9 protein-coding genes, 1 pseudogene and 1 CRISPR repeat array are annotated in these 13,085 nt (G+C 47.0%); of the genes and pseudogenes, 6 read left to right on the plus strand and 4 right to left on the minus strand.

Annotation, left to right across the window (positions count from 1 at the left end):
- Positions 1–19: 19 nt before the first annotated feature.
- Both HEN33_RS07225 and HEN33_RS07230 read right to left on the minus strand, forming a co-directional pair.
- Positions 20–1,474 (minus strand): FAD-binding oxidoreductase, encoded by a 1,455-nt coding sequence (locus HEN33_RS07225; RefSeq protein WP_176262978.1) that lies wholly within the window; start codon positions 1,472–1,474, stop codon positions 20–22.
- A 69-nt stretch (positions 1,475–1,543) separates the two neighbouring features.
- Positions 1,544–2,329 (minus strand): SDR family oxidoreductase, encoded by a 786-nt coding sequence (locus tag HEN33_RS07230; protein ID WP_000021331.1) that lies wholly within the window; start codon positions 2,327–2,329, stop codon positions 1,544–1,546.
- Positions 2,330–2,647: 318 nt separating this feature from the next.
- Here HEN33_RS07230 and HEN33_RS07235 point away from each other — a divergent pair, with 318 nt between their 5' ends.
- Together HEN33_RS07235 and HEN33_RS07240 are read left to right on the plus strand one after the other, a co-directional pair.
- Entirely contained in the window at positions 2,648–3,925 is a 1,278-nt protein-coding gene (locus tag HEN33_RS07235; protein WP_176262979.1) for an MFS transporter, read from the plus strand.
- Between the two features lie 26 nt (positions 3,926–3,951).
- Positions 3,952–5,430, plus strand: coding sequence for an FGGY-family carbohydrate kinase (locus HEN33_RS07240; RefSeq protein ID WP_176262980.1), 1,479 nt, complete (start codon positions 3,952–3,954; stop codon positions 5,428–5,430).
- A gap of 637 nt (positions 5,431–6,067) precedes the next feature.
- Positions 6,068–6,950: direct repeats of the CRISPR family, unit length 29 nt; unit sequence CGGTTTATCCCCGCTGGCGCGGGGAACTC.
- 338 nt (positions 6,951–7,288) lie between these two features.
- Here HEN33_RS07240 and queE read toward each other — a convergent pair.
- Positions 7,289–7,960, minus strand: coding sequence for a 7-carboxy-7-deazaguanine synthase QueE (queE, locus tag HEN33_RS07245; RefSeq protein ID WP_001199973.1), 672 nt, complete (start codon positions 7,958–7,960; stop codon positions 7,289–7,291).
- Positions 7,961–8,132: 172 nt separating this feature from the next.
- On the opposite strand from queE, the gene HEN33_RS07250 reads away from it, so the two are divergent.
- The 4 genes and pseudogenes from HEN33_RS07250 to HEN33_RS07265 all read left to right on the plus strand — a co-directional run bounded on the left by HEN33_RS07250 (position 8,133) and on the right by HEN33_RS07265 (position 11,719).
- Complete coding sequence (locus HEN33_RS07250) at positions 8,133–8,735, plus strand: LemA family protein (protein ID WP_032185013.1); 603 nt, start codon at positions 8,133–8,135, stop codon at positions 8,733–8,735.
- A gap of 13 nt (positions 8,736–8,748) precedes the next feature.
- Positions 8,749–9,420, plus strand: a pseudogene (locus tag HEN33_RS07255) (TPM domain-containing protein); the annotation flags it as partial.
- Positions 9,421–9,671: 251 nt separating this feature from the next.
- Positions 9,672–10,820, plus strand: coding sequence for a TPM domain-containing protein (locus HEN33_RS07260; protein ID WP_176262670.1), 1,149 nt, complete (start codon positions 9,672–9,674; stop codon positions 10,818–10,820).
- Complete coding sequence (locus tag HEN33_RS07265; RefSeq protein WP_176262679.1) at positions 10,817–11,719, plus strand: TPM domain-containing protein; 903 nt, start codon at positions 10,817–10,819, stop codon at positions 11,717–11,719. Before HEN33_RS07260 ends, HEN33_RS07265 begins: the two co-directional genes overlap by 4 nt.
- 59 nt (positions 11,720–11,778) lie before the next feature.
- Here the strand turns inward: HEN33_RS07265 and eno are convergent, their stop codons facing one another.
- Positions 11,779–13,077, minus strand: a complete 1,299-nt coding sequence (gene eno / locus HEN33_RS07270) for a phosphopyruvate hydratase (protein ID WP_000036723.1) — start codon at positions 13,075–13,077, stop codon at positions 11,779–11,781.
- Positions 13,078–13,085 lie beyond the last annotated feature (8 nt).

Below are 13,085 nucleotides of genomic sequence, written 5' to 3' on the forward strand. Positions count from 1 at the left end.
CGAAACGCTGCCTGACACATTATTTTTCAATCGGATAGATAGTACCCGTATTCATAATACCGTTAGGATCGAACTGTTTTTTCAGCCCTTCCAGCAATGTCCACGCGCTGCCGTGTTCCAGTTTGCTCCAGTGAACACGATGTTTACCGATACCGTGATGGTGTACCATCGAACCGCCGAGGCGAATGGTTTCTTCGCAGATGATTTTGTTGAGCGGATTGTGGTATTTGTCGATTTCCTCTTCCGGCTTACAGTCAACAACGTTGTAGTCGTAGACGAAGTACATGTTGGTGCCGTTCTGATAGCTATGAGAGGAGTGACCGCCCAGCATGGTGATGTCGTCGGCGTGCGCGAACTCGGTACGAATACGGTTAATAACGCTTTCGTAGATTTCGTGTATGCAACTCCAGCAGCCGGACACTTCGGTGGTAAAGCCCATGTTGCCGGTTTTGAGGATCTGCACACGTTCGGCAGCCACTTTATCCGGTCCCCAGTTCAGGTTGTTAAACCAGGTTTCGATCAGCTTACTGTCCACGCGCTGGCATTGCGGGTAACGTGCCACGATTTCTGCAATCCCTTCGCCCGTCGCCTTCGCAATGCGAGGGTTACCTTCAGCCATAAAGATCAGCACGCATTTTCCGTCGGCAAAATGGGTGAAGTGTTGGGTGCCATCTTCAGCGTCATACAAACGAGCGATCGACGGACGATATCCTTCCACCATGATTTCACGCAGGATGTTGAAGCCGGTCTTCATGTCTTCCAGGATATAGCCATAAAAGAGGTTGTTTTCGGGAGTAAATTTAAAGATTTTCACTGTTATTTCAGTGATATAGCACAATGCGCCTTCGTTGCCGATGATGATGTGACGAATGTCCGGACCCGCCGCGCGTCGTGGCACGTTTTTAATGCGTGTCACGGTGCCATCAGCCAGTACTGCTTCCAGGCCAACGACCATATCCTCGATTGCGCCGTAGAGTGTGGAGAACTGCCCGATACTACGGGTCGCCACCAGTCCCCCCATCTGCGCCAACGGTTTTGACTGCGGAGAGTGCCCCGTGGTGTAACCTTTTTCACGCAACGCGTTTTCCAGCACTTCCAGAGGAACGCCACATTGCGCCGTCGCCTGCATATTCTCTATATCAATATTAATGATTTGATTCATTGCAGAGCCATCAAGCACTATCGAGTTTTCCACAACAGTTTCCAGTCCACCTTCGGTAGCGGAAGCCCCGGTACGCGGCACACCGTTAATTTTGTGTGCATTCATAAAATTCAACACACGGGACACTTGCTCTGTGGAACCGAGTTTTACGACCGCTGCCGGAATAGGCAAAGTATAAATACCATGAATATCCGGAAATTTACGAAAACGATCAATACTGTTTTTCTTCAATACCGTTTCATCGGTAATTACGCGATCTGCACCAACAATTTCCTTTAGCTGGTCGACAATCGCTGCGCGAGATAAAGACATAGTAATTCCTTCCTGATAATAAAAATGGAATAATCATTAATAAGAGAAAACAGAAACCACCGTTATGGATTAGCGCACTAAATAACCGCCATCGACCACTAATAAATGCCCGTTGACATAATTCGATGCCGGACTTGCGAGAAATATGGCTGCGCCCATTAAATCCTGAGTATCGCCCCAACGGTTTGCTGGAATATGATCAAGAACGCGCTGATTGGTTTCTGGATTACTGCGTGTCGCCAGGGTGATATCGGTAGCGTAATATCCTGGGGCAATACCATTTACCTGAATATTATATTGACCTAATTCATCGCAATAGGCTTTGGTAAATCCGGCAAGGGCGTGTTTAGTGGCAGAATAAGCAGGAGACCATTGACCACCTAAGTAGGAAAACAGTGAACAGATATTAATGATTTTACCGCTTTTCTGCGGGATCATAATTTTTGCCGCTTCATAGCTTAACTCGAATGCGGCGGTCAGGTTCACGTCAATCATCGGGTCCCAGTCGGCACGACCGAAATCCAGCACCTTATTCAGCTTACATATACCGGCATTGTTAACCAGAATATCGACGGTGCCGAAACGTTCACAACAGGCGGTAATTATCTTCTGCGGCGCGCCTTCTGCGGTGATATCCACCTGCATGAAGTCCACCTCAACACCCTGTTTTTCAATCATTTCCTTTGTTTCGCCATTATCTTTAACGAAACTTGGAATAAAGATATTTGCGCCTGCTTTTGCGAGTGCCATGGCAAATGCCTGGCCTAAACCGCTATTCCCGCCGGTAACAATTGCGGTTTTACCTTTCAGGGAGAAAAAATCCATTGAGAACGCATTGAGAGATTCGATTGACATAGTTAGCTCCAATTTCCGTAAGGCAAAAAAAAAGAAAGGTAACTTCCCCCGCGAGAGGGAAGTTACCTTTCTCATTATCTCTGGTAACTGGAGATAATTTTTAGCATAAGGGCATAAACGCTAATGTGATCGTAATCACAGTGTGATATTCGTATTATCAAATAATTTTAAAAAGCAGAAGCGTGACTACTCTCACACAACACCCCTGCTTTCCATGTTATTTCTTATTGCAATTACTAGAGACCTGAGAAAAGTAATCCACCTGAAAGGGCGGCTTACTTTTCTCTTTTTTTTGTCTATTACAAATGGGAATACGATATGCAACACAACTCATATCGCCGTTGGATAACCCTCGCGATAATTAGTTTTAGTGGCGGCGTTAGTTTTGATCTGGCTTATTTACGTTATATTTATCAAATTCCCATGGCTAAATTTATGGGATTCAGCAATACCGAGATAGGTTTAATAATGAGTACCTTTGGTATTGCGGCTATTATTCTTTATGCCCCCAGCGGCGTTATTGCCGATAAATTTTCGCATCGCAAAATGATTACTTCCGCGATGATCATTACCGGATTGCTGGGTCTGTTAATGGCAACGTATCCACCGCTGTGGGTAATGCTCTGTATTCAGGTCGCCTTTGCGATAACGACGATTTTAATGCTGTGGTCGGTGTCGATTAAAGCCGCATCGTTGCTTGGCGATCATAGCGAGCAGGGGAAAATTATGGGCTGGATGGAAGGGCTGCGCGGCGTCGGTGTAATGTCGCTGGCGGTGTTTACCATGTGGGTCTTTTCTCGCTTTGCACCGGATGACAGCGCCAGCCTGAAAATGGTCATTATCATCTATAGTGTGGTTTACATCTTGTTGGGGATTCTGTGCTGGTTTTTTGTTAGCGATAACAACAACCTGCGCAATGCCAATAACGAAGAAAAACAGTCATTCCAGCTTAGCGACATCCTGGCCGTTTTGCGCATCAGCACCACATGGTACTGCAGCATGGTGATTTTTGGCGTCTTCACCATCTACGCCATTCTGAGTTACTCCACCAATTATCTGACCGAAATGTACGGCATGTCGCTGGTGGCGGCGAGCTACATGGGGATTGTGATCAACAAAATCTTCCGCGCACTGTGCGGCCCACTTGGTGGCATTATCACCACCTACAGCAAAGTGAAATCCCCTACCCGCGTGATTCAAATACTTTCCGTAATCGGTTTGTTGGCGTTGACTGCCCTGCTCGTCACAAACTCTAACCCGCAATCGGTCGCGATGGGGATTGGCCTGATTTTACTACTGGGATTCACCTGCTACGCCTCCCGCGGGCTGTACTGGGCCTGCCCCGGCGAAGCGAGAACACCGTCTTACATTATGGGCACCACGGTAGGTATTTGTTCGGTGATTGGATTCCTGCCGGATGTCTTCGTTTACCCAATTATCGGCTACTGGCAAGACACCCTGCCCGCTGCAGAAGCCTACCGCAATATGTGGCTGATGGGCATGGCGGCGCTTGGCATGGTGATCGTCTTTACCTTTTTGCTGTTCCAAAAAATTCGTACTGCTGATAGCACCCCCGCAATGGCTAGCAGCAAGTAAGCCAGGAAAATTACAGGAGAAAAATCATGTCGAAAAAATACATCATAGGGATTGATGGCGGAAGTCAGAGCACAAAAGTGGTGATGTACGATCTGGAAGGTAACGTGGTTTGCGAAGGCAAAGGCTTATTACAACCGATGCACACTCCAGATGCCGATACCGCAGAACATCCTGACGATGATTTATGGGCATCATTATGTTTTGCTGGTCACGATTTGATGAGCCAGTTTGCCGGGAATAAAGAAGATATTGTCGGCATTGGTCTGGGATCTATCCGTTGCTGCCGTGCGTTATTGAAAGCCGATGGCACGCCAGCTGCGCCGTTGATTAGCTGGCAGGATGCACGCGTAACCCGTCCCTACGAGCACACCAATCCTGATGTGGCATATGTCACCTCTTTTTCAGGTTATCTGACACACCGTTTAACCGGCGAGTTTAGAGACAATATCGCCAACTATTTTGGTCAGTGGCCGGTGGATTATAAGACCTGGGCATGGAGCGAAGATACCGCGGTAATGGAGAAGTTTAATATTCCCCGACAGATGCTTTTTGATGTGCAAATGCCGGGCACTGTTCTTGGGCATATCACACCACAAGCCGCGCTGGCGACACATTTCCCAGCTGGGCTGCCGGTTGTTTGTACCACCAGTGATAAACCGGTAGAAGCACTGGGAGCCGGGTTACTGGATGATGAAACTGCGGTAATTTCTCTTGGCACTTACATCGCGTTGATGATGAACGGCAAAGTACTGCCGAAAGATCCGGTAGCGTACTGGCCGATTATGTCTTCTATTCCGCAAACCTTGCTGTATGAAGGTTACGGTATTCGCAAAGGCATGTGGACGGTGAGCTGGCTACGCGACATGTTAGGCGAGTCGTTAATTCAGGATGCCAAAGCACAGGATCTTTCACCGGAAGATTTGCTCAACAAAAAAGCTTCTTGTGTGCCGCCTGGCTGTAATGGTCTGATGACGGTGCTGGACTGGCTGACCAATCCGTGGGAACCGTACAAACGCGGGATTATGATCGGCTTTGATTCCAGCATGGATTACGCATGGATATATCGTTCGATACTGGAAAGCGTGGCGCTGACGCTGAAGAACAATTACGACAATATGTGTCATGAAATGAATCACTTTGCGAAACATGTGATCATTACTGGCGGCGGTTCGAACAGCGATCTGTTTATGCAGATTTTTGCCGATGTATTCAACCTTCCGGCACGCCGTAACGCCATTAATGGTTGTGCAAGCCTGGGGGCAGCGATTAATACGGCGGTAGGTCTGGGGCTATACCCGGATTACGCAACGGCTGTCGACAAAATGGTTCGCGTGAAAGATATCTTTATGCCGATTGAGAGCAATGCCAAACGCTACGACGCGATGAATAAAAGCATTTTCAAAGACCTAACCAAACACACTGATGTGATCCTGAAAAAATCGTATGAAGTGATGCATGGTGAGTTGGGGAATGCAGATTCGATCCTGAGCTGGTCTAATGCGTAAGTGAGGAAGACCGGGCGGGAAACTGCCCGGCCTGAACATACCTGAATGGTTATCCCCGCTGGCGCGGGGAACATAAGTTCGACAACTTAAAAAATGATAACAAGTCCGGTTTATCCCCGCTGATGCAGGGAACATAATAAAAACTTTAACTAGTTCGGTTTATCCCTGTTTTTACAAGGAATATTAACTACACTCGATGTCTTTAGAATAAAAGACAATACGAATCGCACTTTATCAATTTTCACTTAAAGTATGAACTGGATATCTTTATTCATAAGAACTATTCATCAACAGCGTATAGAGGCGGTTATGTAAAACCACTCATTAGCCTCAAAACAAAGACAAACTTCCAGATTTATTACTTAATCAATGAATAACAAGCTTAAAAAATACACTGTTATTCTAAAGAAAAAATTAACAGGCATTAATTAATATTAAAAAAATAATATATTAAAATTTCTTAACGGTTTAAGGATTATACATATAACACTTTGATTAAATTTGATTTTTTGTATCGATAATTGTGAACTTATCTGGCATGGGGAACTATTTTGAACATGAGGTGTTATGTGGATATGTTGCTTATTACAAGTACAGCTAATATAAAAACTTGAGAAAGAGATAACGGGTTATATGGTGGTTTATCCCCGCTGGCGCGGGGAACACATGACGACCCATGACAGATGGCGTTTAACGTACGGTTTATCCCCGCTGGCGCGGGGAACACATCATATTTATGAAATTCGCTATTTGCTGAATCGGTTTATCCCCGCTGGCGCGGGGAACTCCTGTGAGTTATTCAAATGGGCGTCCAGTGATGCGGTTTATCCCCGCTGGCGCGGGGAACTCAATGATCCAGCCGTTTTCGAAACCGGCTTCGGCGGTTTATCCCCGCTGGCGCGGGGAACTCTTTCTCAGTCCAGACGATAGGCCACAGAACCTCGGTTTATCCCCGCTGGCGCGGGGAACTCATCATAAAGATGTTCTAAAAAAGATAGATGCCCGGTTTATCCCCGCTGGCGCGGGGAACTCGGTCGCCCAGGCACCAGTTTTGATTACCGGCGCGGTTTATCCCCGCTGGCGCGGGGAACTCATAACTAAGAGCACCACAATGATGATAAATTTCGGTTTATCCCCGCTGGCGCGGGGAACTCCGCGTGTTTTGCGATGAAGTTCGGTTAAGTGGCGGTTTATCCCCGCTGGCGCGGGGAACTCTGGAGTTGACGAAAACCGACGCAGATAACCTGCGGTTTATCCCCGCTGGCGCGGGGAACTCGACGACGGCACGCTAATAGCGAAGAAAGCAAACGGTTTATCCCCGCTGGCGCGGGGAACTCGTTAACGCTTCAACCGGCCGCTTTAATAACTGCGGTTTATCCCCGCTGGCGCGGGGAACTCGCTCGGCTTTTTCTCTATCGAAACGGTAATGCCGGTTTATCCCCGCTGGCGCGGGGAACTCAAAGATTCCGCGTATTTGCTGGCGTCCATCCCCGGTTTATCCCCGCTGGCGCGGGGAACTCTCTAAACATAACCTATTATTAATTAATGATTTTTTAAGCCAGTCACAATCTACCAACTTTACAGGATCACACAAACAACACATCCATTATGTTAAAGAACACTTAATCCATTGATTAAAAAAGTAAATATTTAAAATAACTCTATACCCACTAAAATCTACCAAACTTTACCGCAATAATTTTCACTCCAACGAAAAATTAACGCCACAGAATTTGTAGAGAATGATAATGATTAGTCCAGAATGGGCAAAATGGAGTTTTTTCAGAGGCGACAAAGAATATAAATGAGTGGAAGTCTTTACAGGTTCCACCCATTTATAACGCTTATAAATGTTTAATCAGGCAATATTTAAATATTTATGTGTTTGCATCGATAAACGCCAGTTACGCGCAATACAGGTTTCAATGCACAAACGTGTGGCATCGTCCTTCTGGCTAATTGGCTGCAGTGCAATGACTCGTGGTTTATCATCGGTCAGCGTTGCCAGTAGTTCATCCAGTGCTTCAATATCACGTACGCGTCCCACTGGATGCTTGATTTCGTTGGCTCGTTCCAGTGCCTGTGACAACACTTCATAGCCGCCGCGCATGTTCAGCTTTGGCGATACGGTAACCCAGGTATTCGGCGTGCAGCGTACTTCATGAGTACCGCTGGTTTCGATCTGGCAGCTAAAACCGTTCTTTTCGAGCAGGTCAGTCAGTGGCAGCAAATCATGAATGCAAGGCTCACCACCCGTAATCACCACATGCCGCGCGGTGTATCCCTGACGACCAATGACAGCCAGCAAATCTTCACTGCTCGCCGCCCCCCACTTATCACTCTCTTTGGTCTTCGCCAGAATGCTGAAAAGGGAGACTTCCCGATCCTCAAGCTTTTCCCAGGTGTGTTTGGTGTCGCACCAGGCACAGCCGACCGGGCATCCCTGTAAACGAATAAAAATGGCGGGGACGCCGGTAAAGTAACCCTCACCTTGCAGGGTCTGGAACATCTCGTTAATCGGGTACTGCATAGCATTCTCTGTGAAGTGGATAATTGTTAATTATTGCAGATCCTGCCACAACAATCATGCCTTATTAACATTCTGTTACAGGCAGGTTTAAGGCAAAAAGTGGATTAGATCATAAAGAATAAAATGAAGTGGCGTATTATGTTTTAAGGAATTAATTAAAAGGGATTTAACCATGCTCAGAACATTCATCGTAATTATATTTATTTTCAATTTATCAGGCTGTGGATATAACGATATTCAAACCTATGATGAGCAGGTTAACGCTTCCTGGTCTGAGGTATTAAATCAATATCAACGTCGCGCCGATCTTATTCCTAATCTTGTCGCCAGTATTAAAGGTTATTCCAGCCATGAACAAGAGGTACTGGAAGCCGTAACATTGGCACGTAGTCAGGCTAATCGCGCCAGTAACGCTCTTCAGCAAACTCCGGGAGATGAACAAAAATTACAAACCTGGCAACAAGCTCAGGCGCAGGTGTCTCGCACTCTCGGTCAGTTAACGATAATTAGTGAACGTTACCCTGAGCTAAAGGCCCAGGAACTCTATCAAAATTTGATGGTACAGCTCGAAGGAAGTGAAAATCGAATTGCCGTTGCGCGAGGAAGATATATTAAAGCCATCGAACAATATAATGTCACTATCCGCAAATTCCCCGCAGTGTTAACCGCAAAAGTCATGGATTACACACCAAAGAAAAATTATTTGCCGGATGATGTCGCCGCTGTGAGTAAAGCCCCGACAATAGATTTTAGCCAGAATACTAATGCTCATTAAGCGAGGAAGTCCTGTGCGAAATTTTATCTTCCTTATGGCTTTCTTTTGTTCATCTGTGTTTGCCATACAAATTCCAGTGCCTGAATCACCCAGGTATGTGAATGACTTAACCGGTAAATTGACGAACGATGAAGTAAATACTTTGACCAATCAGATTAAAGAGCTGACGCAAAAAAGCCACGCACAACTGGTCGTGTTAGTGGTTGAAACAACGGGCGATGAAACCATCGAGCAGTACGCTACGCGGGTATTCGATAGCTGGAAACCGGGTGATAAAGACCGCGATGATGGCGTTCTACTGTTAGTCGCCTGGCAGGATCATACCGTGCGTATTGAAATCGGTTACGGACTGGAAGGCGTTATTACGGATGCGCAGTCCGGGAAAATTATTCGCAACAGTATTATTCCGGCATTTAAAAATGGCGACCTTGCTGGCGGCTTGCAAAAGGGAATAAGCGATATTGATAATCGTCTGACGGGGAATAATTTAGCAACGATAACACCGACCGATCACCCTTTGCCCTTTAGCGGTTGGTGGGCTTTGTTAGTCTGGGCAATAGTACTGACCTTTATTTCCGCCAGAGGATATTTCAAAACGCTGGGACTAATTTGCTTCACAGCTATTGTACTGGCCTTTGTTTTACCTATAGCAGGTTTCGGCGGAAGCTGGGGAGTACTCGCAACATTACTCTGCTTCGCCACACCGTTCCTGGCTGTCGCTATCGCTTTTACCCCCTTCGGCAAAAAGGTTCGGGATTCGATGCGCAGTGCCAACCGACCGTCACGCTACGAAAGAAGTAACTCGGCCTCCTGGCGTTCTTCATCATCGTCGTCATCTTCCTCTTCATCCTCTTTTGACAATGATAATTTCAGCGGCGGCGGCGGTTCATCTGGCGGCGGTGGCGCCTCCGGGCGCTGGTAACAAAAGGAATTGAAATGCGTATTTTTCTCTTACTTCTGATGCTATGTGGTTTCCAGGCATTCGCTGAACAATTGCCTTCAGTAACTGACTTAACCGGGACATTAACGACAGAAGAACAAACTGCTTTAACTCAACAATTACAGACTCTCGAGCAGCAAAACCACTTTCAGGTGGCCGTGTTGGTAACGCCGACCACTGGGGGTAAAGACATTAAACTTGCAGCCTCGCAGAGCTACGGGTTATATCACTGGAAACCTGTTGGAGAGAAGCGGTACGGCGAAGGTATCTTAATTCTCGTCGTTTGGCCGGAAGGGCTGGCGTCAATGAAGATTGGGCATGGACTGGAAGAGATGCTGCCACCGGAACAAGCTGCGCAAATTGTTCATTACCATATGCAACCGGAATTCAAAAAAAATAATCTCTTCTCCGGGTTAACGCAGGGAATTGAAGGCATCGCACAGTTTACCTATATAAAAGCGAATCTTAGCCCTTTGGATGCTTTAGCCAATCATCTGTTTGCTAATCCGCAACGCTCTCTGCCATGTCTTGCCTGGACACTGCTGATGATCGTTGCCATCGTTGTCCTCTGGCGATTTACCACCCATCCAGGGCCTGGCATATGGATGATATCGATGATTACCCCTATGGTCTGGTTTTTCTGCTTTCAGAACGATGTCATCATTCGACGGATATCGGTCGTTTGTTTTAGTTTATTTTTCGCAGCAATCTGCTGGCAGCGTCTCGCGGTAGTTTTTAATATATGCCGCGCATTTCCTATGATGCTGGCCCCCCAAAATAAAAACGCTAAAGTGAAAAAACAAAAGAAGGCTCCGCAGGTTCGTGAATCAGGACGAAATTCATTGTTTGTCGTGCTGCTGATAATTGTTGTGGGATGGTGCCTGGTATTTGCCAGTAATAAAGATATTGCGTTCATCTCAACAATTATTGGGCTAATTGATCATTTTATCGGCCCAATAACCATTGCTGGCATCGTTCTGCTGATCATTGTGGCCAAATTTACTGGCAATCTTAAACTGGGATCAGGGCATAAAAGCAACAAGAAAACGGGGAATCGTAATGCTCATTCTCGTTCTTCGTCGAAAAACTCTTTCCGCGGTGGCGGCGGTTCTTCTGGCGGTGGCGGTTCATCCGACCGTTGGTGATCGTTATGCGTATAATCCTTTTTCTACTCACTTTATGGTGCCTTCCTGTGCTTGCCCAGCAAATTGCTGTGCCGGAGCTGCGCCAACAGGTGACCGATATTACTGGTACCTTAAGCACGTCTGAACAACAATCACTGACACAACAGCTGCAGGATATTACACAAAAAACACGGGCACAGGTTGCCGTATTAATAGTGCCATCCACCGGAGACGATACCATTGAACAATATGCAACACGCGTTTTTGATAGCTGGAAACTGGGAGATAAGCAGCGAAACGATGGCATTTTACTTCTGGTTGCCTGGGAAGATCATGCTGTTCGTATAGAAGTCGGCTATGGGCTGGAAGGGGTGGTTACCGACCTGCAAGCGGCAAAGATTATCCGTGATATATTAATCCCTGCTTTCAAAAGTGATGACCTGATGGGGGGGTTAACACTGGCAAGCGAAAATATCGGCGCACTTCTGATGAATGGTGAATTACCGGAAGGCAGGGGGAATTATTACAGTATCAATCCCCCTATCCCATTTTCGCTTGCTGTAATTATATTGCTGGCAGTGCTTTCATATTTTATTGTTTTTACCGATCCGTCGAATTTACCCTGGATAACTCTCACTGCCGCAATTTACGGGATGGTATTCCTCTATGTTGCCGAGCCAGGACCATGGACGAGTTTAATCGTTGCCTGCGGTATGTTAACGCCTTTTGCGATCGTAGCGCTGCTTATCTTTTGGCTTATCGTTAATAAAAAGCTACGAGCCAAATACAAGACGCTCGGTAAAGAAAGAGCTTCAAGAAAAGGTTCTTCTTCATCCTCTTCCGGTGGCGGCTCAAGTGGCGGCGGATTTAGCGGAGGTGGCGGTTCTTCTGGCGGTGGCGGCGCGTCTGGCCGCTGGTAACTCAACCATAAAAAATGCCAGCCCGAAGGCTGGCATTTTTAAATCAGATAAAGTCAGGCTTATGCCTGGCCTTTGATCTCTTTACGACCGTTGTACGGTGCTTTTTCGCCCAGAGCTTCTTCGATACGAATCAGCTGGTTGTATTTAGCAACACGGTCAGAACGGCTCATAGAACCCGTTTTGATCTGGCCTGCAGCAGTACCAACAGCCAGGTCAGCGATGGTAGCATCTTCAGTTTCGCCAGAACGGTGAGAGATTACTGCAGTGTAGCCAGCGTCTTTCGCCATCTTGATTGCAGCCAGAGTTTCGGTCAGAGAACCGATCTGGTTGAATTTGATCAGGATGGAGTTAGCGATACCTTTTTCGATACCTTCTTTCAGGATCTTGGTGTTAGTTACGAACAGGTCGTCACCAACCAGCTGGATTTTGTCGCCCAGAACTTTGGTCTGGTATGCGAAACCGTCCCAGTCAGATTCGTCCAGACCGTCTTCGATAGAAACGATCGGGTACTGTTTGGTCAGTTCTTCCAGGAAGTGAGTGAATTCTTCAGAGGTGAACGCTTTGTTGCCTTCGCCAGCCAGAACGTATTTACCGTCTTTGTAGAATTCAGAAGCTGCGCAGTCCATCGCCAGAGTGATGTCTTTGCCCAGTTCATAACCAGCAGCTTTAACAGCTTCAGCGATAACAGCCAGAGCTTCAGCGTTGGAACCCAGGTTCGGCGCATAGCCACCTTCGTCACCAACAGCAGTGTTCATGCCTTTCGCTTTCAGAACTTTTGCCAGGTGATGGAAAACTTCAGAACCCATGCGGATGGCTTCTTTCACAGTTTTCGCGCCAACCGGCTGAATCATGAATTCCTGGATATCAACGTTGTTGTCAGCGTGCTCACCACCGTTGATGATGTTCATCATCGGAACCGGCATGGAGTATTTGCCCGGAGTACCGTTCAGTTCAGCGATGTGCTCGTACAGCGGCATGCCTTTAGCGGCAGCAGCAGCTTTGGCGTTAGCCAGAGATACAGCCAGGATTGCGTTCGCGCCGAATTTGGATTTGTTTTCGGTGCCGTCCAGGTCGATCATGATCTTGTCAATGCCAGCCTGATCTTTGGCATCTTTGCCAATCAGCGCCTGAGCGATCGGGCCGTTAACTGCAGCAACAGCTTTAGTTACGCCTTTGCCCAGGAAACGGGATTTGTCACCATCGCGCAGTTCCAGAGCTTCACGGGAACCAGTAGAAGCACCTGACGGAGCAGCTGCCATACCGACGAAACCACCCTCCAGATGTACTTCGGCTTCAACAGTCGGGTTACCACGGGAGTCGATGATTTCACGACCGATGATTTTTACGATTTTGGACATTAGGTTTT

Source organism: Escherichia sp. 94.0001 (assembly GCF_013369155.2).
Classification (GTDB): Bacteria; Pseudomonadota; Gammaproteobacteria; order Enterobacterales; family Enterobacteriaceae; genus Escherichia; species Escherichia coli_F.